Below are 22,380 nucleotides of genomic sequence, written 5' to 3' on the forward strand. Positions count from 1 at the left end.
GGGCGGCCCTCTCCGGGATACCGGGGCGACCGTGCCGGGTTGGACAGGGCACCACAACCCACCGCCGTGACCTCGCGTCCCGTCTCGTCGGCCGCGGCCGTACGCCCGTTCGCGCCGACACGCCAGGAACAGCACATGCCTATGCTCGACGCATGGACGACAACGAGCAGGCCGTCTTGACCGGGATGTTGCAGTCGGCCGAGGAAGCCGCACCGGTCGAGGCGGTCCACGCCGTCACCGGGGACATCGCCACGGCGTTGAACGCGCTCAGCGTCTCGCTGCTCATCGCCGACCTCAGCGGCCGGGCACTGGTGAGGCTCACCCACCAGACGGCCACCGGTCTTCCCGGACGGCATCAGGGTGAGGAGGCCGCCGAGGTACTCCCGTTCGACGGCGGGCCCTACGAGCAGGCACTGCGCCAGCAGACCACCCAGGTGCTTCCCGGCGATGGCTGGCACACGGTGCTCGCACCCGTCGCCCAACGCGGCGAGGCCATCGGCCTGCTGGAGATCGACCTGCCCGACGAGCCGGACGCGGCCGTGATCGCACGGATCAACCGCACCGCGCACGCGCTGGCGTTCGTGGTCATCGCCAACCGCCGGCACACCGACCTGTTCGAATGGGGGCAGCGCAGCACCCCGTTCAGCCTCTCCGCCGAGATCCAACGCCGCCTGCTGCCCGCCTCGTTCACCTGCGAGGCCGGCGCGTTCGCCCTCTCCGGCTGGCTGGAGCCCGCAGCGAGCGTCGGCGGGGACACCTTCGACTACAGCGTGGCCCGCGACGTGCTACACCTCAGCGTCACCGACGCGATGGGCCACGGCGTGGCCAGCGCGCTGACCGCCACCCTCGGGGTGGGCAGCCTGCGCAACACCCGCCGCCGCGGCGACAGCCTCGTCACCCAGGCCGAGGGAGCCAACCGGGCCCTCGCCGAGCACGCCAACGTACGCGGCGCCTACGTGACCGCCGTGCTCGGCCGCATCGACCTGGCCACCGGGCGTTGCGAGTTGCTCAACGCCGGGCACGTCCCGCCGGTGCTGGTCCGCGAGGGCCGGGCCGAGCCGCTGGAACTGCCCGCCAACTTCCCGCTGGGCATGTTTCCCGACGAGGGCTACCGCAGCGGCGAGATCCTCCTGCTGCCCGGCGACCGGCTGGTCATCGTCACCGACGGGATCCGTGAACGCAACGCCGCCGACCTGGACCTCCCCGCCGCCCTGATCAGCATCGCCCACCTGCATCCGCGCGAGGCGGTCCGGGCTTTGTCCGATGCGGTCCTGGCGACCGCCGGGCCGGTCCTGGCCGACGACGCCACCCTGCTCATCATCGACTGGTATGGCGGCCACGGGCCGCGATCAAGCACCGCTGGCGCTGACATCGGCCGCGCCAGCACCCTGCGGCAGTGAGGACGGTCACGACACCGCCGGTGACGCCTCCTCGGCGTCCTGCACCGTGTCGAAGATTCCGATGACCCGATCCACCGAGGTGATCGACAACACCGTACGCACCGCGCGACTGACCCCGGCCAGGGCGAGCCAGCCGTCCCGCTCCCGCAGGTCCTTGTAGGCGACCACGAGCACGCCCAGGCCACTGGAGTCCATGAACCCGACGCCGGTCAGGTCGACCACCACCACCCGGGCACCGCTCTCCACCAACTGGCGCAACTGGTCGCGCAACTCGGGGGTGGTGCTCATATCCACGTCACCGGCGACCTCGACCACCGTCCCGATTCGCCCCTGCCGCGTCGACAGCGTGAAGTCCATGCAACCCCCCTCAATACGGCGTGGCCGGTAACTCGGCGACACTGCGCGCCGTACTACGGTGCCAGAAAAGCGCTCCGATCGCTCGTCGACGTGCGTGCTGACCGTCGGCCTGAGTCACGACCCTAACGGTCGGGCCGCCCACTCGGCGGCCACCTCCTGCGGGTCACCGGTCTGGAACAGCGGCGGCTCGTGCAGCAGGAAGTCGCGGTGACTGATGTTCCAGGCGTACGCCCCGGCCATGGCGAACGCCAGCACGTCACCCACGCCGATCGGCCCGGCGGTGGTCGACCGGGACAGCACGTCCTTCGGGGTGCAGAGCTGCCCGACCACGGTGACGGGCCCTCCGTCGGTGCGCAGGGCGTCGCCGCCGCGTCGCCGGTGCACAGCGAACGGCTGAGCGTGCCCCTTCGCGGCCGGTGTGCGCAAGTGGTGGGTGCCGCCGGCCACCACCACGAACCACTCGCCGTAGGAGCGCTTCACCTCGATGACCTCGGTGAGGTACGCCCCGCAGTAGGCGGTGACCGACCGGCCCGGCTCGATGCGCAGCCGCACTCCCGGGTACGCGTCGAGGACGTCAGCCAGTGCCCGGCCGTAGCCCACCCAGTCGAATCGTGCCGCCGGGTCGGTGTAGTCCACGGCCATGCCTCCGCCCACGTCGACCTCGGTGGCACCGACCTCGGCGACCGCCCAGCGGACCACGGCGGCGGCGACCGTGGCGGCGAGTGGGGCGTCCAGCCCGCTGGCCAGGTGGGCGTGGATTCCGCGTACGTCGATGCCGGCGGGCGGGCGGCGGGCGCACTCGACCGCGTCGGCCGGGTCCATGCCGAACGGGCTCGGTCCGCCGCCCATGACCAGGCTCGCGCCCGGCGCGTCCACCGGCAGGTTCACGCGCAACAGCACCTGGGCCGACCTGCCCGAGGCGGTGGCCAGTGCGCCGAGCCGCCGAAGCTCGGCGGGCGATTCGACGTGGATGCGGCGCACCCCGGCGGCGAGAGCGGCGGTGAGGTCCGCGTCGGTCTTGCCGGGTCCGGCGTACGCGGCCGACGCCCGCCCTGGCAGCACCTCCGCCAGTCTCCGTAGCTCGCCACGGCTGGCCGCCTCGAACCCGTCGACGACCGGGGCGAGGGTACGCAGGACGCCAGGATCAGGGTTGGCCTTGACCGCGTAGAGCAGCTCGACCTGCCGGGGCAGCGCCGCCCGGATGGCTCGGGCCTGTCCGGCCAGCGCGTCGAGGTCGTGGACGTAGACGGGTCGCGTCATCGTGGCCCGCCCATCGGGTTCGGCACCGGCACGAACGGCGCGGCCCGATCCGCGTCGCGCCGCCACCGGACCAGCAGGTTCGCCTTGCCCACCAGCGGCTCACCGCTCAACAGCGCGCGCAGCTCGGGCGGATCGTCGAGGTCGCCTGCCACCGCCTCGATGACGGCACGCAGCTCCTGCCACAGCCGCCGTTCGATCCCCGGTCGCGCGTCGGCGAGGGCCCCGCAGATCCCACCGAGGTGATTGACGAACAGGCAGTAGACGATCCGGCGGCGGGCGTCCCGAGGATTGTGGCGGACCTGCGGTGGGACACCCTCCGGCCAGGTGTCCCACCGGTCGGCGTCCAGCTTCACACCCTCCAGATCCCGCAGCAGCATCCGTACCGGGCGGCGGTCGCGATCGAGCACCACGACCACGTTCTGCAGGTGTGCCTCGTGCACGACACCGTGGCTGAGCCAACTGCGCAGCACCGCCGGCACCAGCAGCTCGACGTACGCCTGCCACCAGGCCACCGGGTCCGGTGTCACCAGCGGCGCGGCGGCCAGCGCCGCCGCCAGGATCGGGGTGTCCCCGGGTCGCAGGTGCGGGCGCAGGCCGGTGCGCAGGATCGTCCCGTACGCCTCGTCCAGACCGGGGACGTCGACCGTGCGGTAGGCGGGCTCGGCGAGCAGACCGACCCCGGCCGGCATCGGCACCCGGGCCAGCAGATCGGTCAGGGCCACCGCGCCCGTGAGTTCGTACCGGGCGTTCTTGCGGAGGCAGTTGGTGATCCGTACGTGCAGGCTGGTCTTGACGAACAGGTCGGCCTCGGGGGCGTAGAGGGTGCGGACGCTCGCCGTCGGCCGTACCGGCACGCCAGCCTCCCCCAGGTCGCGCAGCCTCGGGTGGGTCGGTGGGATCAGCGACAGCTGCCAGGGATGCACGGGCAGGACACGGTGCCCGCCCGGTGGCCGCGGCGGGTCGAGGGAGGCCACGAGCGGATCGAACGGCCCGGCGTCGGCGACCAGATCGTCCGGTACGGCAAGCCAGTGCAGCCGGAACGACGTGCGCAGCTCCGGCGCGTACGCCCGCCAGCTGTCCGGGTCACCGCTGCGCCACTTCGGGGTGGGGTGGTGCGGGTGGCCGAAGACCAGTGACTGCTCGGAGTCGACGTACGCGTCGATGGCGGGCTCGCCGGTGGGGGTCGGGTCCTGGGCCGGCCGGTCGGCCAGCAGCCGGGCCACGGTGTCCCGGCTGGCCCGGACCTGCCCGATGAACTCGTCGTTCATCAGGCCGGTACGGGTGCCGAGTTCCGCCGCGACCAGACCGGCAAGTCGGTCCGCGTTCAGGTCCTCCCACCGGCCACCGTCGGTCATCCGCTGCACCGGGCCGGCGTAGCGGTGCGCGCCGAGCGGTGAGGCTCGCGCGACGGCGCAGCGCAACGTGACGTTGAGCTGCCGCAGCAGCAGACGTGCCGCACCGTCGACCACGGTCGAGGTGCCGTCCGGCAGGGCGAGCTCGCGCACCAGGCAGCCGAAGACGGCGTGGGCGGCGGCCAGGTCGGCGAGCTGGCCGGTGTCGGCGGCCGGCCGGGAGCGCAACCGCGCGCTCGTCATCGTGTCTCCCGGAGGTAGTTCGGGCCGGTACGCAGGTAGTACTTGTTGATGTCGGCACAGCCCAGCCGCTGCTTGGGCAGCAGGGTCCCGGCGGTGAGCATCGCCTTGATGGGTAGGTGGGCGGCACGCAGCACCCGCTCGGTGAAGGTACGCATCGCCGGCCCGTCGCCCCAACGGTCGCGGGCGGCGACGAGCCGGGGCACCAGCGCTTCGGCGGGTGACGGCACGGGTAGCCCTCGGGCGGCCAGGGCGACCAGCGGGGCCGCGGCGGCCAGGTGCAGGGTGATGGTGATGAACACGTCGGCCAGCTCCTGCGGATCGCGGGCCCACATCCGGTCGTCGCCCAACGCGAGCCCGCTCGGGCCGCCGTGCCGCGCGTCAAGTCGGGCGCCGTCGTTGTCCTTGTAGAGCAGGCCGACCGTACCGTCGGGATGCACCAGCAGGTGGATGTTCTGCGGGTGCGCCTCAAGGGCGATCCCGTGGCGTAGCCAGAGGAAGACGTGCCAGTCGAGCAGCAGGTCCAGGTAGGAATTCAGCAACGTCGCAGGGTGCTCGGGGCTGATCCGTTCGAGGACCGTGCCCGCGACCGGGTCGGCTGCGGCGAGGGCCGCGACCGGCACCACGTGGACGTCGGCCAGATCGCGCGGGAAGCGGCGTAGCAGGAAACTGCGCCGCTCGTCGCCGTCGACGTGCGCCCAGGTGCCCTCGTCGGCGTGCCGGATCCGGCGGACGAAGGCGGGTTCCGCGTTGGCGATCCGATCGAGCAGCCCGGCGACGGCCGCGCCGTCGGCGAGCGAGCCCGGGTGCAGCGTGCGCCGATTGCGGGCGCCGAGGCTCGCGGTGGGCAGGGGCAGCTTGAGGTGCAGGTACGGGTCGTGGTCGAGCGCCACCGTCCGCATGGAGAGGGTGGGCCGCGCGGAGATCAGCGGCTGGTCCGTCACCGGTAGCGCGTCGCGTGCCGCGGTGATCGGATGCACCGGCAGCAGCAGCTGATCCGATCGCGGTGCGCGCGGCCACCAGGACGGGAGTTCCCCGGTGAGCCGGACGTCCTCGGCGGAGGCGGCGTACCACCGCAGTGTGAGACGCGGCGCGTGCTCCGGGGCGTACCGGCGCAGTTCGTCGTCACTGAGACCGTGCCGGCACCGGTCGGTGGGGTAGACCGGATGGCCGTGGTGGGCGGCGAGCACGTCGTCCAGGAGCGCCGCCGGCATACCGGTCGGGGTGATCGCGCGTTCGGCGGCGACCTCGGCGAGCACCCGTGGTCGGTGCCGGGCTGCGAGCCGCCGGGCACGGAGGTCGGCGCGGCACTCGGCGCTGAAGTCCAGCCAGCCGGCCTCAGCTTCGGCGTTGCCGTGCGGCGCGAGCAACGTCAACAACCCTTCCACGGTGTCCGTACGGTGCGTGTCGCCGTTGTCGACCACCAGCACCATGGGCGCGGCGCTGCGCAGGGCCTGCTGGAAGCCGTCCACCCGAACCGGGATCCGCAGCAGGCCAGCGGGGCGCGGCACCTGCCACCAGTCGGGCCCGTCCGGTCGGCCGGTGCTGAGCAGACCGAGGTGGTCCTCGCGCAGCAGGGCGTCGAGCACCCGGGCGAACACCTCCCGCTCGCAGTCGTCGCTCACTCGGCGATGGTCCACTGGAGGTCGCCGCGGAACGCGGCCAGCGACTCCCGCACGGTCCCCTGATCGGGGCCGATCGCGTGCAGCACGGCGAGGTAGTCCCGGTTGGTTCCGGTGTGGTCGGCGGTGCGGCCCACCGCACGCAGTGGTCGGCAGCCCAGCCGGACCTCGCCGTGGACCGTGTCCAGCAGGCCGGGTGCGGCGGTGAGCCGGCCGGGCCGGTCCGCGCAGACGTACTCGACCTGGGCGTACCGGTCGGCGGTGGTGGGCAGGTCGAGGGCAGCCAGCGGCTCGCCGAGGTGCAGCCGGATGACGTACTCGAACAACGGCACCCCGAGCAGCTCGGCGAGGATCAGGTCCATTCGGTCGCCGATGAGGCGATAGTTCACCTCGATCAGCCGGACCCGGCCGTCGGAGATGACGTACTCCGTGTGGCAGGGGCCGAAGCCGACCCCGAGCGCGTCGAGCCGTGCCCGCAACTGGGTGCTCGCCGGCTCCCCCGGGGGCGACCAGTCGAGGCTCTCCTCGGTGAAGGTCGGTGGCGGGCCGAGGCCGGTGCGCCACCCGCCGAGGGAGGCCACCGCCGTGCCGTCGCCGAGGGTCTCGAAGGTCCGCAGCTCCCCGGCGAGGTATTCCTCGACCACCAGGGCCACGTCTGGCCGTCGGCCACGGATCTCGGTGACCCGAGCGATCAGTTCGGCGTGGTCGGCCACCAGGTACGCGTCCTCGCTGGCCACCCCCTCGCGGGGTTTGACCACCGCAGGGAACATCCCGCCCGGCGCCTCCGGTGTGACACCAGGGTCGATGGTGACGGTGCGTACCAGATCGAGCCCCGCAGCGGCGATCGCCCGGCGGGCCGCGGCCTTGTCCTTGCAGAGACGGGCGGCGTCGGGATCCTTGCCGGGCAGGCCGAGCTTCCGTGCGGCGATCGCGGTGGCCTCCTGAAGGTGGTCGCTATTGGACAGTAGCGCCACCGGTCGGGTCGGTGCTGTCACCGCGACCACCGCAGCCGCGTCCCGGACGGCGCACCGCCTCACCGGGACGTCGACCGACCATTCGTCGGGCCGATCGGTCAGCACGGTGACCGGCAGCCCGAGCGACGCCGCCGCAGGGAGGAACCCCTCCAGGACGGCGTCGGTGGGGTTGAGCGCGGTGATGTACAGCCGCATACCGCCTCCGTCAGCTACGACAACTGTCGTGATTAGGCTAGCCTATCCTAATTAGACGGATTTAGAGCGGTCTGCCCCGTACAGCAGTCCGGCGGCGGGGTGGGCCGCAGCGGTCAGGCGACGTGGGGGAAACCACCGCTGGTGAGCGAGGCCGAGGACGACGGTGCCGTACAGCGCGGTAAGGGTGCCGAGTCGGCCCTTCACGCGGCTTTCCAGTAGCCGAGGGAGGTCAACCGGTCCTTGTCGACGCCCAGCGTCCGCCGGATGTGGCGGGTGACGCCCCGGGCGGTGGCCGCCTCGCAGGCCACCCAGTAGTGACCGGCGGCGCTGGTCGGCAGGGCGGCGCAGACCGTGTCGACGAGGTGTTGACCGGCGTCGCGCCGAGGCACCCAGGTGACGTCGTGGTGCGCACGGGCCCGCAGCGCGAGTGCCTGCTCGCCCTCGTGGGCGTACTCCAGCCAGACCGTCGCCGGGATGTCGGCGCCGGCGTCGAGCAGGCTGTTCACCGCGGGCAGGGAAGCCGCGTCGCCGACGAGGTAGAGGTGCTCGGGTGCGGGGTCGGGCAGTTCGAAGGCGCTGCCCTGGACGGTCGCGCCGATGGTGTCGCCGACCTGGGCCGTGGTGGCCCAGCGGGCGGCGCAGCCGTCGTGGATGGCGAATTCGAGGGTGAACCGGCCGGTGGTCGGGTCGGGGTCCACCAGCGTGTACGCGCGCTGGTGCGCCTTGCCGTCGTTGTCGAACCACAGCCGGATCCACATGGTGGGGTGCACGCCGCACGCCTCCAGCAGGCCGCCACCGTCCACGAGAAGCCGCTGGTAGTGCCCGTCGATCGACTCGGTGCCGAGCACGGTCAACCGAAAGTCCCGGCCTCCCATGGCCTTGAGGACCAGGGCCTCCCAGTTCCGTTTCACGCACCCCTCCAGGTAAGGTCCATCCTTGGTTAGGGCAGGCTAACCTAATCGCGCCCCCGATGGAACAGAGGACAGCGCCCGATGACGTACCAGGAGAAGATCGCCGGGCTCGGTGAGTTGTCGTTGCTGACCGTCGATCCCGACCGGGACGCCGCCCTCCTGCACGACTGGGCGACCCGCCCCCGTAACTCCTTCTGGGGCATGGGCTCACACACCTTGGAACAGGTACGCGAGATCTACGCCTTCGTCGACAGTCTGCCGACGCACCACGCGTACCTGATCATGATTGACGCGGAGCCGGTCGGTCTCTTTCAGAGCTACCAGCCCGAGGCGGACCCGGTCGGCGAGCGCTACACGGTTCAGCCGGGCGACGTCGGTATGCACCTGCTGCTCAGCCCCGATCGGCGCCTCGCCGGCAGCCTCACCAACGCCGTCGGCCCCGCCCTCGCCCGTTTCCTGTTCCGTGACCCGAGCGCCCAGCGGATCGTCGTCGAGCCGGACGTCCGCAACCACCTCGCGCTGCGCCGACTGGAGATCGAGGGCTTCACCTTCGACTCGGAGATCGACATGCCGGACAAGCGCGCACAGCTCGCGTTCCTGACGCGCGCCCGGTTCGAGTCGGACCACCCGACGTCTGCCTGAAGCCCCGCTGCCCAGCATGCTCAGTTGACCGGCGCCTCGGTCGCGCCGGGGTGGCTGTCCAGCGCGCTCAGCTCGGCGGCCCGGGCCTGCTGGATCCGGCCAGCGAGCGCCTTCAGCTCCGGGCTGTCCCCGGCCGTCTGCTCGCCCCGGCACAGCAGCACGGTCTGCGCGAGGTGCGCCCGGATCAGCGCCGCCGCCCGGGACGGCACCTCGGCGTCGGGTGCGGCGCGCAGCTTGGCGAGGCTGTCATCGGTGACCATGCCCGGCATCTGATGCCCCTCGTGGATGTTCTGCTCCGGAACGTTGCCCGCGGCCAGCAACCCGCGCAGGTCCCGCAACTCGGCCTGGTGAGCCACCCGGATCTTGTCGAGAAGGGCGCGCAGCGACGGATCCCCGCCCGCTGGCCGGGTGTCGACGTGGTCGATCAGCTCGAGCGCACCCTCGTTCATCGGGATCAGCAGTTGGATGAACGCGTCATCGGTGCTGTTGAGCAGCACGGGCGCGGTCGGCACCGGAGCGGCCGACGGGGCAGCCGCGGTCTGCTCGGCGCTCCCCCAACCCTGCGTGAGACCGACGGCCAACGCCGTCGCGACGAGAGCCGCGACGACGCCGACGATCTGCCACGCGCGGGCACGGATCGCGGATCGTTCGGTCATGACCGGGTGCTCATCCATCCGTCCGCCTCCGCTCAACGGGCGGCTTGGAATGCGCGGCCGACCAGGGTCGCCTCTGTGCCGTCGTTGAACAGCCCGGACCGATCCTTGTCGGTGGCGGGTAGGCCGAACCAGGCGTAGCGCTGCACATAGGAGAGTTGGCCGAGCATGGCGGTTGCCGCGGTGAGGAAGGCCGCCTGCTGCTCCTGACCGGGGAACTGTTGACGGCCGCCGTCGAAGCGGATCAGAGCGAACTCGGTCAGCCAGATCGGTTTCCTGTACCGCTGGTAGACAGCCTGCAGGTACTGCCGGAGTTGGTTGACCGCGGTCGTGCTCGTGAAGTCGGCGCCGAACCAGTGCAGGGTGATGAAGTCGACCCGGTGGCCCCGGGCCTGGGCGCCGGTCATGAACCTGTCCAGCCAACCTTGCGGGTCCGGGCCGCCCCAGGCGACCGCTGGGCTGCCCAGCCTGCTGCCCGTCGCCGTCAGTTGCGGCCACAGGTCCAGCGCCTGCTCGACGGACATGTTCGCCTGCTCGGGCAGGTCCGGCTCATTGAAGGTGAGCAGGTACGGCCCGGCCGCCTTGGCCCGGGCCAGCTCCGCGGCAGTGACGTTCTCCGCGCCGCGGATCATCGGCACGAACGTCACACCCTGCGGAGTGCTGATCCCCGAGTGTTGGGTGCCCCAGGTGTAGTACCAGCCGGCCTTGGAGTTCGCCAGCGCCTGACTGGCCCCGGCGAAGTTCCACACCCCGACGCCCTTGCGCGCGGAGCTGACCGCCGGCGCGACCGGGGCCCTCGACGAGGGCCGTGCGCTCGGCGAGGGTGCGCCGGTCGGGGAGGCGACAGCGGCCGGCGGCGGGGACGGCGGGGCAGCCCATGAGGGTGCGGCCGGGTCCTCGGGCAGGAACACCACCACCGTGGTGATGGCGAGGACGACGGCTACCACTCCGGCGGCGAGGGATGGAACGAGGCCACGGGGCCGGTTCACCGCAAGGTCGACGAGGCTCGGCCCGCCGCCCGCATCGGTGGGCACACCGCCGGGTGGGGGTGACCCGGCGGTGTGCCCGGCCGTCGGGCTCGGGGGGTGATACCCGACGGCCTGCGAGGCGGCCGGGGGAACGGCCGCGCTCGGCAAGTGGGCGCTGAGACCGGCCGGCAGCGGCAACAGCGGCAGACCGGCGAGCAGCCGGTCGATCGGCAGGAGCGTGGAGCCCAGTCGTCCACAGAAAGCGCAGTCGCGGGCGTGACGGGCCAGCCGCTTGCGCCACAGCGGGCTGGGGGTGCCGTCCCACTCGGCGGTCACGCCGCCCAGGTCCGGGCAACCGGGGCGGGCGCGGAGCGCGCGTACGACGGCCCGGGCGCTCTGGATCTGCTCCTTCATCCGGTGGATCCGCACCGCGACGTGCCCGGGCGACAGCGCGAGCGCGTCCGCGACCTCATTTCGGGTCAGCTCGCCGGTCTCCTCCAGCCACCACAGCGAGAGCAGCTCCTGGTCGTCCGGGTCGAGCCAACGGGTGGCCTCGGCGACCTCGCGTCGTTGGTCGGTGAGGCCCAGCCGGAGGATCGTCATCCCCGCGAAGTCCGAGGCGGGGTCGGGCACGTTGTGGATCGCGTCGAGCCCGGCGTCGCGGTTGAGCGCGACGCGTCGGCGCTGTTCCCAGTCGCGCACCTGGCGGATGGTGATCGCCACCAGCCAGGACCGGTAGGCCGCCGGGTCGTTGAGCGCGGGTAGGTACCGGATCACCCGTACCAACGTCTCCTGGACCACGTCGTCGACGTCGGCGTGACCGCGCAGCGCACGCCCGACGATGTTGTAGACCAGCGGGAGCGAGGCCGCGACGACGTCATCGAGAGCTCGCTGGTCGCCCTGTCGGGCCGCGACGACCAACCCGGCATCGGGTAGTGCCCGACCGGCTGACGACATGGGTGTCACTCCTTGTGTGCTGATCCGCGCGGCGCCTGCGCTGTGTGCGCTGACCGCCCTCAAGATCGGAGACTGACGGCAGCGGGTTGGATTACAGAATTCTCAGGCCGCCGGTGGGCCAGATGCGACCCGGGGCCGCTGGCGGCGCATGAGGGGTGACGACGCCGGGTATGGTGCAGGGTGTCGGTGTCGCCGGGCGCTCGCCCGTGAACGAGACACCCTGATCGGGCGCCATTGTGAGCGCCGCAGTGTCACCAGGTCGCGCGGCGGAAGTTGCCGGGGCCGTGACGCACCCTCTCGCGAGACAGGAATCCTGCATGACATCGAACGACAACGGTCGACCGGCCTTGTTTCTCGCCACGTCGAACGCTGAGGGCCTCGACGGATCGGCGGTGACCTTCGACAGCAGCGAGGAGGCCATGCGGCGTCTGCGTCATCCGTTCGCGGTGAAGCCCGCCCAGCAGACCCCGAACGCTGGCGACGACCCGGATCAGCGCGGCTGATCGGCCGCTCTCGCTCCTCCGTTAAGCGCCATCCAGCAGGGCGGCATCATACTTTCGGCTAGTAATTATTCAATCATTCGGGTAGTGTCCACGTCATCAAGAGAACGACATGACGCGGTGGTGAGGCCCGTGCTCGTGGCCTTGCGACAGCGCGCTTCGCCCGTACGTGCGCCCCGGCGGTAGCCGGTTCGGAGATCTTCCGGTCGATCCGATCGACGGGCATGTCGGGAAGGACCACCCCATGGCCACCATCGCCGGAACCGCGACCATCACCCGCGTCGGTCAGCGGAGCAGCGACCAGAGCCCGGATGACCTCCTTGCCGCCCTGGCGGCGACCCAGTCGGAGGACCCGCGCCGCCCGGCGCTGCGGGACCGCGCCATCGAGGCATGGCTGCCACTCGCCCGGCATCTGGCGCGCCGCTATGCCGGTCGCGGCGCATCCGACGATGACCTGACCCAGACCGCCTCGGTCGGGCTCATCAAGGCCGTCGACAACTTCGACCCCAGCCGGGGGGTCGACTTCACCGGGTACGCCATTCCCACCATCATCGGTGAGATCAAGCGGTACTTCCGGGACCGCACCTGGTCCGTGCGTGTGCCCCGCCGCCTCCAGGAGCTGCGCCTGTCGATCAGCGCGGCGAACAGCGCCCTGACCCAGACCCTCGGCCGCTCGCCGACCGTGGCCGACGTCGCGTCCTACCTCGACCTTTCCGAGGAGACCGTCCTCGAAGGGCTGGAGGGCGCACGCGCCTACCGGGCCACGTCGCTGTCCACCCCGACCGGGGCCGACGGCAACCGGGAGCTCGGGGACACCCTCGGCGGCGACGACCACGAATTCGACCTCGTCGAGATCCGCGTCGCCCTCGGCCCGGCCCTCGCCACACTGCCGGAGCGCGAGCGCGAGATCCTGAGCCTGCGCTTCCACGGCAACCTGACCCAGACCCAGATCGCCGAGCGGATCGGCGTCTCACAGATGCACGTTTCCCGGCTGATCACCCGATCGCTGGCCACGCTTCGCCGCCACCTCTCCGAGGACAGCGCGTTCTGAAACCGGCACCAACGACGGCTCACAGTTGAACGACGTGACCCACCCGCGGTGGCGTACGACCCGCCAGGACGTCGAGCCACGCGTGCTGGAGGGCGTCCGGCCCGGCACCGACCTGAACGTCGAGCCACCCGCTCACCACGGCGGTGAAGCGTTGCCAGGCCTCGGTGAACCGTTGGTCGAGCCCGTCGCGGCCCCAGTCGTGGCTGCGCTTGCGCATCTGGACCGGTGCGAAGAAGACCTCCTCGGCGGCGTCGGCGTTCGGCGTCTGGTTGGTGAGCCCGACCGCGATGTCCCGGACGAGCCGGTCGCCGAGGTGCCGACGCAGGGCGACACGGGTCGAGGGCGCACCGGACAGGTCGAGGTAGACGCTCGGGACCGCGCCGAGTGCACCGATGTCGTCGTACGAGACGACCTCGTCGTAGCAACCGAGCGACCGGGTGAAGGCCAGGTTGCCGGGTGAGGTGAGCCCGACCAGGCGTGGCCCGCGACCGCGCAGCTCGAACGCCGTCGCGTACGCGGTCTTACTCGACGCCGACGACACCAGCAGCGACTCGGCGCCGTAGAAGTCGTTGTCGACGACCTGGTCGGCCAGCATGAACGAGGTGAAGAACAACGGCCGGAACAGGATCAGCAGATCCTCCTGGTCGGGCTGGTACGCCGGATCGCCGGTCGTCGAGCGGTACGCGTTGTACGGCGACGGCAGTTCGGCCCGGTGCGGGCTGGCGTCGCGGAACCCGGATGCGTCCACCCGGTCCGGTCGCACCAACAGGTGACCGGCGGGCGGGAGGTAACCGTAGACCCGTTGCCCCACCTCGACCCCCGCAACTGCCGACGCGACCACCTCGGCGAAGCCCCAGAGTGGTGGGAGGCCCCACTCCGGCTCGAGCCCACGGGGCTTCGGCGGAAAGAACTGCCAGTAGCGCATCGAGTCGCCGAGCACCGCGTACGTCACGTTGTTGGCGGTGAGGCCGACGCGGTCCACGCGCAGCAGCGCGGTGCCGTCGGGCACGGCGGGCGTTGCGCCATCGACGAGTGTGGTGCGCCCGAGGTCGTCACGGGCAACGGCGAATGTCCATGAGTCAGCCATGAGGTGACGCTAGACAGCCGCACAACCGGAGACAAGTGCACTGTGAGTGCAAAATCCCACTGGGTGCGGTCAGGGTCGGGACGCGGCGAGGTCCCGAAGGTGCGCGAGCGGCAGGTGCGGTGGGCGCCACTCCACGAAGAGGGCCGTGGCATCGTCCTCAAGTTTGTCGTCCTGGTACGCGACAACAGCGCGCACCAGTCGGCGCATCGTCTCCGGGCTGGGCAGCCCGTCGTTGAGAGCACGGTTGACGAAGTCGACGAGCCGGTCCTGCCCGAACTGCTCCCCATCCGCGCTCCGCGCATCGGTGATGCCGTCGGTATAGGCAAGGACGCGGTCGCCCGGGTGCAGATCCTCCACGTGCACCCGTGGACGGCGGGCGGACAGGTGACCCAGGCCGAGCGGCAATGCGGTCGGCCCCGGGAGCTCCCGAATGGCCTTGCCGTCACGCAACAACATGGCACCGGGATGGCCCGCGTTGATCATGCTCAGTCGGCCGGTCCGGCGGTCCAGTTCGATGAGCAGCCCGGTCGCGAAGAGGTTCGGGTGCTCGGACCGCACCCACCGGTCGATGCTGATCGCCGTATCGACCAGGTCGAGGCCACACCGACGAGCATTGCGGTACGCGCTGACCGCCAGTGAGGCCAGCGTGCTCGCCTTGATGCCGTGCCCGCAGGTGTCGAAGAGCGCGACGCTGAGCACGTCACCGTTCAGCGCGTAGTCGAAGATGTCGCCGCCGACGTCGTAACACGGTTCGAGGATGGCGGTGATCACCAGGTCGTCGGTGGCGAAGGTCAGCGGCGGGAGCAGGCCCCACACGATCTCGGCCGCGACCTGCATCGGAAGGCGGCGCCGCATCCGCTCGACCACATCACCGTAGAGCCGGCGGTTGACCAGGATCTGGGCGACGGTGACCGCCACCTCCCAGGCTGGCCCGTCCAGGGTCTCGTCGGCGGCTGCCGGCGAGACGATCTCCAGCACGCCCATCCGTTCGCACCCGAGCAGCAGTGGCACCCAGACCCGATCCGGGTTGTCGGCCGCGCGCTGGATGTCGAGGTTGGTGAAGGCCCGGCCGGCGAGGGTCGACTCGATCGGTAGCTCGTCCCGGACGAGACCCGCCCCGAGCAGTGGCACGAGAAGGGACTGCGTGTAGTCGGCCAGATAGATCACGATCTCGCTGGCGTTGATGGCCGGAGCCGCACGGGCCACGAGCTGAGACAGCTCGTCGGGCCCACCACGGGGCGCGTTGAGCTGCAGCCAACGCACCATCTCGCCGACGTCGACCAAGCTCCACCTCCCCGTGTCCTCCCTACCGTATGAGCACGGCGGCGACCCTGCCACCGCGCGTTCGGCCTGGTCTGGCGTGATCAGTGCGACCGCCCTCCGCGGGCTAACGGGCCCCTCGACCGGCGGGCCCGTCGACCGCTCACAGGAGTCGTGGTGATGCGGGCGGATACGTCAGGTGCTGGGCCGAGCGACACCTCACAGGGACGGCGCGTCGGCGAGGTCAGCCGGGTTGAGGTGCAGGGTGGCGAGCAGCCCAGAGTGCTTGGCCGGGTCCACCCGCTCCGGCAGCTCGCGCTCGACCCAGTCGGCGCGGGCCTGCTGACCCCGTTCCCGAAGGACGTTGACGATCTTGTCCCTGGCGATCTCCATCTGGTGCTCCCTGGTTGAGGCGTTCGGAATGATCCGCACGGAGGACGGTGTGAACGCGCACGTCGGATCCCCGACGAGCGGCCATCCTCTGCAGGCCGACGGCGCGGTGACCGGTGATGGTCGGGACGCGGTCCGCGGTCAGCCAACACGACCAGCACGTCGCGGCGATGGAGAAGTCGATCAGTGACGCCCCTTGGGGGCTGGCGGCGACGGTGTCTGGCGACCACCGAGGTCCCGGGCGGCATGCCAACCGTACGCCCTCGCGGTGGCCTGCCGCACCAGCGCCCTCGCGACCGGGCCGGCGACCGGATCGAAGACGGCGTCGGCACCACCCGGTGACAGTTCGCGTCAGGGCGCGATGCGCAGGGCCCGGATCGCGCTGTCGTCGTAGTCGCTGAAGCGGTACCGGAGCCCGGCGAACGGGCTGCCGGGAAAGTCACCGGTGATCGTCGTGGTCACGATGGTGCCGGCGGGAGTGTCCTCCACGTCGGTGATCTCGTACGACACCAGCGGCACCGCGCGGCGCCACTGGCGGATGGCCGCGATGCCGCGGTACTCGTTCGACTCGTCCTCGACCACCGCGTCCTCGGCGAAGAGGGCGAAATAGTCCTCGGAATCGCGCTGGCCGGCGAGCTCGAAGTATCGGCGAAGGATGGGCGGCTCGACCCGGCTGGTAGTCATGGTTCGGTGTCCCTTCTGGACGCTGTTGCGCTGGCCCGGTCGGACCGTCGGCCGACGTCGTATAGTTACTTCTGGAATAGCACCGACTAACTTCGACACTAGCACCGACTGAGGAGAGGGCACACCTGTGGCAGGGAAGATCCGTCTGGAGGACCGCGAATGCCCGCTGTCCACCGCACTGGGCCACGTGGGCGAGTGGTGGACGCTCCTGATCCTGCATGACGCCTTCGACGGCTATACCCGGTTCGACCAGTTCCAGGCCAACCTGGGCGTCTCGTCCAGCATCCTGACCAGCCGGCTCAAGACCCTCACCGGCCAGGGGTTGCTCGAACGACGCCGCTACCAGACCAGGCCGGACCGCTACGAGTACGTCCTCACCGACCTCGGCCGCAGCCTGCGGCCCGTCGTCGTCGCTCTCGCCGCCTGGGGCAACTCACGCCTCGACCCCAGCGAACGCAGCATGATCCTGGTCGACCGGGCCACCGGCGTGGAGGCCGACCCGGTGATCGTGGACCGCAGCACCGGGCGCCCGCTCGACGACGTCGACTTCGTCTTCGCCGCCGGCCCCGCCGCCAGCGAGGCCATGCGCAGGCGCTACGAGCACCTCCCCACCCAGGCGACCCCGCGCCAGCCTTGACGGCTGACACGTCGTGCAGCCGTCCGGCTCACTCCAGCGGGTCGAGGCGGGCCAGATCGCCAGGCCGGAGGCTGTCCGGGATGTCGTCCTGACTGCTCGCGGCGATCGAGCCGAGCAGAGCCAGTGAGCGCGCGGACTCCGTACCGGGCTCGGCGTGGTGCGGAACCCCTACAACCTCGCCGCCCGGTCCAGATGGTTGAGGAACCGCCGCACTGCCGGAGGTCGGCTCCGACCGGCGACAGTGGCGGCGAAGATCCGCCGAACGGAGGCGTCATCGGGGTGCAGGCGGAGCAGCGTCAGGTCGGGCGGAGCGGCACGTACGGCCAGGGCCGGCACCAGCGCGACGCCCAGGCCGGCCGCGACACAGCCCAGCTTGCCGGTCCACTCCGCCACGACAATGTCGATCCGGGGCCGGAAACCCGCCGGTAGGGTCGCTCGCAGCAGGCTCTCCTCGGCGGTCGCCGAACCGGCGATGAACGACTCGTCGGCCAGGTCGCGCAGGCGGATGGTCCGCCGGTGGGCGAGCCGATGCGTCCGGGGAACGGCCACCAGCAGCGCCTCGTCGACGAGGTGGTGCAGGTCGAAGTGATCGCCGTCGAGCGGCTGGTCGGACGCGGCGCTCACCACGGCGACGTCGGCTTCACCGTCGGTCAGGCGTTCCAGCAGCCCCGGCGTGAGCCCTTCGACCAGCGAGAGGGCCACCTCGGGATGGTCGGACTTGAAACTGGCCAGAGCGCGCGGCACGAGCGCCGCGACCGCTGTGGGGAACGCGCCGACCCGTAGCCGGCCGGCGGACAGGTCACGCAGCGCCGCCAGGTCCCGCCGAGCGGTGTCCAGCCGGTCGAGCACGGCCTCGATGTGGCCGAGCAGGCAACGGCCCTGCTCAGTCAGCGCGACACCGCGCGGAAGCCGATCCAGCAACGGCGCCCCGGTCTCGGCTTCCAGTGCGGCGATCTGTCGGGACACCGCCGACTGGGTGTAGCGCAGGCTGCGAGCCGCAGCCGTGATGGAGCCGTGCTCGGCGACGGCACGGAAGACCTGAAGCGCGTTCAACTGCATCGTGCCATGTTCCCCCAGCATGGCAGCGATGCCTAACAGTCGTTGGTGGCATGGGTTCCCACCACCTAGCGTGAGCGACATGAACGAGATCGCCCTGCTGGGCACGGGCACGATGGGCACCGCGATCGGCCGTCGGCTGCTCGCCACCGGGCAGCGGCTCACCGTCTGGAACCGCACTTCCGTCCGGACGACGCCGCTCGTCAACGCCGGGGCGCGAGCCGCCGGGAGCCCGACCGAGGCGGTCCGGAACGCCGACGTGGTGATCACCATGCTCACCGATGCGGTCGCTGTCCGGCACACGTTGGTCGACTCCGGTGCGGCGTTGGCGCTGCGACCGGGCACCCCCGTGATCGAGATGTCCACCATCGGTCCCCGGGCCGTAGCGGAGTTGGCCGCGCTACTGTCCGCGGGAGTGCCGCTGGTGGACGCTCCGGTCGCCGGCAGTGCCGGCGCTGCCGAGACGGGCCGGCTCGTGGTGTTGGCCGGCGGGGAGGAAACGGCCGTCGAGCGGGTCGCCCCGCTGCTGGAGACGTTGGGCACGGTCCGACGCTGCGGCGGCTCCGGCCGGGGCGCGGCGCTGAAGCTGGTACTCAACACCGCACTGGTCACCGCGGTCACCGCAGTCGCAGACGCGCTCGCCGTCGCGGACGCCGTCGGCGTCGACCGACGTACGGCGGTCGAGGCGCTGGGCAGCGGGCCGCTTGGTGGTGCGGTCGCCCGGGCGACCGCCACGGACGCCGCGTTCGCCACCGCCCTCGCCGCCAAGGACGCCCGGCTCGCCCTCGATGTGCTGGGCGACGCGCCGGTGCCCGTGCTGCGCGCCGCCGCGTCGGCGTTGGCCGCCGCGCCCCGTCCGCAGGACGACATCGCTCGCCTCACCGACGCTGCCCCACCCAAGGAGAAAAAGTGAACGTGACCCTGGACAATCCGACGACCGTGGCCGCACCGTTCGGCGACCGGTTCGCGCACGTCGCCCGCCTCGACCTGCCAGGGGGCGCGCTGCTGATGCTCTCTGGTCAGGTCGGGGTGGACGACGCCGGCGCGGTGGTCGAACCCGGAGACGTGCGGGCGCAGTCCGAGCGGATCTTCGAGTTGATCGGTGCGCTACTCGCCGCGCACGGCGCCACCTTCGCCGACGTGCTGCACGTCCGGACGTTCCTGACCGACCTCGGCGACCTGGCCGGCTACGCGGCCGTCCGCAACCGCTACTTCGTGACGACCAGGCCCGCCAGCACCACTGTCGAGGTGAACCGGCTCTTCCTCGACGGCGCGGTGCTGGAGGTCGAGGTCACCGCGGCCGTGACCACGGGCTGACCGCCGTCGTCGAGCGCTGACGTCAGTGCCGGCGTTCAATGCTGGCGTTCAATGCTGGTGTGGCCGGTTGCGGACGAGGGCGAGCGCGAGCACGGCGGTGACGAGGAAGACGATGCCGTTGACCCGCAACCCGGCCTGGACTCCGGAGGTCAGTGCCTCGGCGAGCGCCGCCCGTACCGGATCGGGCAGCGGCTGGTCGCCGGTCGCACCGGTGGTCGCCGCCGCCTGCACGGCGGACCGGATGGGTTCGTCGACCTGGTGGCCGGCGAGCCGGTCGGGCAGGTCGGCCAACATCGTGGTGGTGAGCAGCGTGCCCAGCAGGGACGAGCCGAGCACCGAGCCGAGCTGGCGGGCGGCGTTGACCGCGCCGGAGGCCATACCAGCCTGAGCGGGCGCGACGCTGGCCAACGCCGCAGCGGTCGCCGGGGCCACCACCAGGCCGCCGGCGGCACCGAACAACGCGAACAGCGGCCAGCGGTGACCGAACGAAGCGGTCGGCCCCTGGGCCGCCAGAGCGAAGCTTGCCACCGCACCAAGGACCAGGCCGAGGGTGAGCGGCGCTTTGAAGCCGGTACGACGGATCGCCCGCCCGGCGCCGAAGGCGACGAGCACGTACGCGCCGAAGAGCACCAGCATCCGCCAGCCGGTGTCCAGCGGGCTGAGTGCCTGGGCACGTTCGTGGAAGAGGACCAGCAGGATCGCCACGCCGGTGAAGCCGAACAGCGACACCGCGGCGACGACCATGACGGCGCTGAACGATGCGGACCGGAACAGCCGTACGTCGAGCATTGGCGCGCTGGCCCGCAGCTCGACCAGCACGAACCCGACCAGTGCGACAACCGAGACGACCCAGGCCGCCGTCATTGCCGGGCTCGTGTAGCCGTCCCGGCCGCCCTGGATCATCGCGTAGACGGCGGCGGCGATGGCGACGGTGCCGAGCAACAGGCCGGGTACGTCGAGTCGGGCGGCACTCGGCCGGGACTCAGCCACCCCGACGGCGGCGATGACGAGGGTGGCCACGCCCAGCACGATCGTCGACAGGAAGACGCTGTGCCATGAGAAGTGCCGCAGCAGCGTGCCGGCGATGAGCGGGCCGATTGCGAGCCCGATACCGGAGGCTGCCGCCCAGGCGGTGATGACCTCCGTACGGCGGTGCGGGTCGGTGAAGGTCGCACCGAGGATCGCCAGGCTGTTCGGCAGGATCAGGGCCCCGCCGAGGCCCGCGACCAACTGCCCGGCGATCACCCAGGCCACGGTCGGTGCACTTGCCACGACGGCGCCGCCAACGATCATCGCGATGACGCCGGCACCGAACATGCGCCTGCGCCCGTAGCGGTTGCCCAGGGTGGAGGCGGACAGCACCACGCTCGCCACCACCAGGGTGTAGGCGCTGGGGATCCAGATCAGGGTGGTCGGGTCGACCCGAAGGTCCCGCTGGATGGTGGTCAGGGCGGAGACCGTCGCGGTGATCTGCAGGAACGTGATCATCGCGCCCAGACACATGGCGATCAGGGTCACCGGGCGGGAGCCGCGAACGGAGGAGCGGGCGGTTGCGGCCGATCCGGGTGCGGTTGGGGCGGCGGTGCTGGTGGTCACTGGACGTCCTCGGGGCTGGTCGGGCTGACTTACGTTTAATGAAGCCAGCAGCGACCCCAGTGAAGCACCTGACTAGCCTGGACGCAAGTCAGGTAAGCTTGACGACATGGAGGACCTACGGGACGACCGCGACTCCTGGTCGAATGCGAACTGCTCGGTGGCCCGGGCGATGGACATCGTGGGCAGCAGGTCGACGGTCCTGATCATGCGCGAGGCCCTGCTCGGCACGCGCCGTTTCGACGACTTCGTGCGCCGGGTCGGTGTCGGTGAGCCCGCCATGGCTGCCCGACTCAAGGAGATGGTCGCCGCCGACCTACTCGAACGAATCCCCTATCGGGAGCCGGGACAGCGCACCCGCCACGAGTACCAACTCACCCGCAAGGGCCGCGAACTGCTGCCCGTCATCACCGCGCTGCGCAACTGGGGCGACACCTGGGCCGCTGACGAAGCCGGCCCGTCCGTCACCGCCACCCACCGCAACTGTGGCGAGCCAGTCCGCGCGGTGCTCCGCTGTGCGGCCGGCCACGACGTAGAGGACGGCGACGTCGACATCATCGCCGGACCGGGCCTGATCCGACGCGGCTGACGCCCTGAGCTATCGGCGTCATCGATCGATCATGACGACTGTTTTTGTCGTACACCTGTTCTAGTGTTTGCCCATGGTTGAGGAGTTGGCCCAGGCTGAGGACGCGGTCGCGGCCTGCGCCACCGCAGCCAGCTGGGCCCTTGCCGAGGACGAGCTGATCGCGGCGCTCGACGCCGCGCACCGCCTCGAACAACGCCTCGCCGCCGTCAAGCTCACCCTGATTTGTGAGATCGACGGCCGCGGCACGGCCCGCGCACAGGGCGCCTCGGCCACCGCGGTCTGGCTCCGTGAACGCCTCCGCCTCACCATCCCCGCCGCCCGCCGGCTCGTCGACCTCGCCACCGCACTGGACACCGGCAACCCGGGGGTACGACAAGCACTCGCCGATGGGCACATCAACCTCGAACAGGCCCGGGTCATCGCCGACACCGTCACCACCGTGCACAACGCGGCCGGCCCCGACGCCGCCGACAAGGCAGTCGGCGTGCTCACCGAGTGGGCCGGGCAGTTCGACCCCACCCTGCTACGCAAACTCAGCACCCGGATCCTCGACCACGTAGCCCCGGAGATCGCCGAAGCCGCCGCCCGATCCGCACTGGACGCCGAGGCCCGCCGCACCGCCCACGACCGGCACGTCACCCTCTCTGAGCTGTCCGATGGCCGGCTCCGACTCACCGGCACCCTG

The 22,380-nt window shown here is 71.3% G+C and carries 23 protein-coding genes; 9 read left to right on the forward strand and 14 right to left on the reverse strand.

The features are described from left to right. Window positions 1-152: 152 nt before the first annotated feature. A complete protein-coding gene (locus ABZT18_RS08635) occupies window positions 153-1,400 on the forward strand; it encodes a PP2C family protein-serine/threonine phosphatase (RefSeq protein ID WP_355250809.1) in 1,248 nt (415 codons plus the stop codon). Between the two features lie 6 nt (window positions 1,401-1,406). Here ABZT18_RS08635 and ABZT18_RS08640 read toward each other — a convergent pair whose 3' ends face one another. The 6 genes from ABZT18_RS08640 to ABZT18_RS08665 form a co-directional block, all read right to left on the reverse strand. Continuing rightward, window positions 1,407-1,757 carry an STAS domain-containing protein gene (locus tag ABZT18_RS08640; protein WP_354996674.1) on the reverse strand — a complete coding sequence of 117 codons (351 nt, stop codon included), beginning with the start codon at window positions 1,755-1,757 and terminating at the stop codon, window positions 1,407-1,409. A 114-nt stretch (window positions 1,758-1,871) separates the two neighbouring features. Then, window positions 1,872-3,017: an alanine racemase gene (locus tag ABZT18_RS08645; protein WP_354996673.1), complete on the reverse strand. Its 1,146-nt coding sequence runs from the start codon at window positions 3,015-3,017 to the stop codon at window positions 1,872-1,874. Beyond that, on the reverse strand, window positions 3,014-4,612 hold the full coding sequence (locus ABZT18_RS08650; RefSeq protein ID WP_354996672.1) for an IucA/IucC family protein: 1,599 nt from the start codon (window positions 4,610-4,612) through the stop codon (window positions 3,014-3,016). The genes ABZT18_RS08645 and ABZT18_RS08650 overlap by 4 nt, the downstream gene beginning before the upstream one ends. Then, entirely contained in the window at window positions 4,609-6,234 is a 1,626-nt protein-coding gene (locus ABZT18_RS08655; protein WP_354996671.1) for an IucA/IucC family protein, read from the reverse strand. The genes ABZT18_RS08650 and ABZT18_RS08655 overlap by 4 nt, the downstream gene beginning before the upstream one ends. Next, window positions 6,231-7,400, reverse strand: a complete 1,170-nt coding sequence (locus tag ABZT18_RS08660; protein WP_354996670.1) for a siderophore biosynthesis protein — start codon at window positions 7,398-7,400, stop codon at window positions 6,231-6,233. Before ABZT18_RS08660 ends, ABZT18_RS08655 begins: the two co-directional genes overlap by 4 nt. Before the next feature lie 200 nt (window positions 7,401-7,600). Then, on the reverse strand, window positions 7,601-8,311 hold the full coding sequence (locus ABZT18_RS08665; protein WP_354996669.1) for a siderophore-interacting protein: 711 nt from the start codon (window positions 8,309-8,311) through the stop codon (window positions 7,601-7,603). Between the two features lie 81 nt (window positions 8,312-8,392). Here ABZT18_RS08665 and ABZT18_RS08670 point away from each other — a divergent pair, with 81 nt between their 5' ends. Next, complete coding sequence (locus ABZT18_RS08670) at window positions 8,393-8,953, forward strand: GNAT family N-acetyltransferase (RefSeq protein ID WP_354996668.1); 561 nt, start codon at window positions 8,393-8,395, stop codon at window positions 8,951-8,953. A 20-nt stretch (window positions 8,954-8,973) separates the two neighbouring features. On the opposite strand, the gene ABZT18_RS08675 is transcribed toward ABZT18_RS08670, so the two are convergent. Continuing rightward, window positions 8,974-9,609, reverse strand: coding sequence for a DUF305 domain-containing protein (locus tag ABZT18_RS08675; RefSeq protein WP_354996667.1), 636 nt, complete (start codon window positions 9,607-9,609; stop codon window positions 8,974-8,976). Window positions 9,610-9,641: 32 nt separating this feature from the next. Further along, window positions 9,642-11,531, reverse strand: coding sequence for a sigma-70 family RNA polymerase sigma factor (locus tag ABZT18_RS08680; protein ID WP_354996666.1), 1,890 nt, complete (start codon window positions 11,529-11,531; stop codon window positions 9,642-9,644). Window positions 11,532-11,848: 317 nt separating this feature from the next. On the opposite strand from ABZT18_RS08680, the gene ABZT18_RS08685 reads away from it, so the two are divergent. Both ABZT18_RS08685 and ABZT18_RS08690 read left to right on the forward strand, forming a co-directional pair. Then, the gene (locus ABZT18_RS08685; protein ID WP_354996665.1) at window positions 11,849-12,034 is read left to right on the forward strand and encodes a hypothetical protein; all 186 of its coding nucleotides are present in this window, start codon (window positions 11,849-11,851) and stop codon (window positions 12,032-12,034) included. 241 nt (window positions 12,035-12,275) lie between these two features. Then, on the forward strand, window positions 12,276-13,082 hold the full coding sequence (locus ABZT18_RS08690) for an RNA polymerase sigma factor SigF (RefSeq protein ID WP_354996664.1): 807 nt from the start codon (window positions 12,276-12,278) through the stop codon (window positions 13,080-13,082). Window positions 13,083-13,101: 19 nt separating this feature from the next. Here ABZT18_RS08690 and ABZT18_RS08695 read toward each other — a convergent pair whose 3' ends face one another. The 4 genes from ABZT18_RS08695 to ABZT18_RS08710 form a co-directional block, all read right to left on the reverse strand. Next, complete coding sequence (locus ABZT18_RS08695) at window positions 13,102-14,169, reverse strand: DUF2855 family protein (RefSeq protein ID WP_354996663.1); 1,068 nt, start codon at window positions 14,167-14,169, stop codon at window positions 13,102-13,104. A gap of 69 nt (window positions 14,170-14,238) precedes the next feature. Further along, window positions 14,239-15,453: a PP2C family protein-serine/threonine phosphatase gene (locus tag ABZT18_RS08700; RefSeq protein WP_354996662.1), complete on the reverse strand. Its 1,215-nt coding sequence runs from the start codon at window positions 15,451-15,453 to the stop codon at window positions 14,239-14,241. 195 nt (window positions 15,454-15,648) lie between these two features. Continuing rightward, window positions 15,649-15,822, reverse strand: a complete 174-nt coding sequence (locus ABZT18_RS08705; protein WP_354996661.1) for a hypothetical protein — start codon at window positions 15,820-15,822, stop codon at window positions 15,649-15,651. A 348-nt stretch (window positions 15,823-16,170) separates the two neighbouring features. Beyond that, window positions 16,171-16,503 carry a nuclear transport factor 2 family protein gene (locus ABZT18_RS08710; protein WP_354996660.1) on the reverse strand — a complete coding sequence of 111 codons (333 nt, stop codon included), beginning with the start codon at window positions 16,501-16,503 and terminating at the stop codon, window positions 16,171-16,173. A gap of 127 nt (window positions 16,504-16,630) precedes the next feature. Between ABZT18_RS08710 and ABZT18_RS08715 the strand changes: the two genes are divergently transcribed. Next, window positions 16,631-17,140: a helix-turn-helix domain-containing protein gene (locus tag ABZT18_RS08715; protein ID WP_354996659.1), complete on the forward strand. Its 510-nt coding sequence runs from the start codon at window positions 16,631-16,633 to the stop codon at window positions 17,138-17,140. A gap of 168 nt (window positions 17,141-17,308) precedes the next feature. On the opposite strand, the gene ABZT18_RS08720 is transcribed toward ABZT18_RS08715, so the two are convergent. Continuing rightward, a complete protein-coding gene (locus ABZT18_RS08720) occupies window positions 17,309-18,199 on the reverse strand; it encodes a LysR substrate-binding domain-containing protein (protein WP_354996658.1) in 891 nt (296 codons plus the stop codon). A gap of 79 nt (window positions 18,200-18,278) precedes the next feature. Here ABZT18_RS08720 and ABZT18_RS08725 point away from each other — a divergent pair, with 79 nt between their 5' ends. Next, a complete protein-coding gene (locus tag ABZT18_RS08725; RefSeq protein WP_354996657.1) occupies window positions 18,279-19,109 on the forward strand; it encodes an NAD(P)-dependent oxidoreductase in 831 nt (276 codons plus the stop codon). Beyond that, window positions 19,106-19,513, forward strand: coding sequence for a RidA family protein (locus tag ABZT18_RS08730; RefSeq protein WP_354996656.1), 408 nt, complete (start codon window positions 19,106-19,108; stop codon window positions 19,511-19,513). The genes ABZT18_RS08725 and ABZT18_RS08730 overlap by 4 nt, the downstream gene beginning before the upstream one ends. Before the next feature lie 48 nt (window positions 19,514-19,561). Here ABZT18_RS08730 and ABZT18_RS08735 read toward each other — a convergent pair whose 3' ends face one another. After that, window positions 19,562-21,109 (reverse strand): MFS transporter, encoded by a 1,548-nt coding sequence (locus tag ABZT18_RS08735; protein WP_354996655.1) that lies wholly within the window; start codon window positions 21,107-21,109, stop codon window positions 19,562-19,564. Between the two features lie 106 nt (window positions 21,110-21,215). Here ABZT18_RS08735 and ABZT18_RS08740 point away from each other — a divergent pair, with 106 nt between their 5' ends. Both ABZT18_RS08740 and ABZT18_RS08745 read left to right on the forward strand, forming a co-directional pair. Beyond that, window positions 21,216-21,695, forward strand: coding sequence for a helix-turn-helix domain-containing protein (locus tag ABZT18_RS08740; RefSeq protein WP_354996654.1), 480 nt, complete (start codon window positions 21,216-21,218; stop codon window positions 21,693-21,695). A gap of 73 nt (window positions 21,696-21,768) precedes the next feature. Continuing rightward, window positions 21,769-22,380, forward strand: a 612-nt coding sequence (locus ABZT18_RS08745) for a DUF222 domain-containing protein (protein WP_355250812.1), incomplete at its 3' end; no start/stop codon positions are given.

The sequence above is a fragment of the Micromonospora sp. NPDC005291 genome (assembly GCF_040607415.1).
In the GTDB taxonomy this organism is placed as follows: domain Bacteria; phylum Actinomycetota; class Actinomycetes; order Mycobacteriales; family Micromonosporaceae; genus Micromonospora.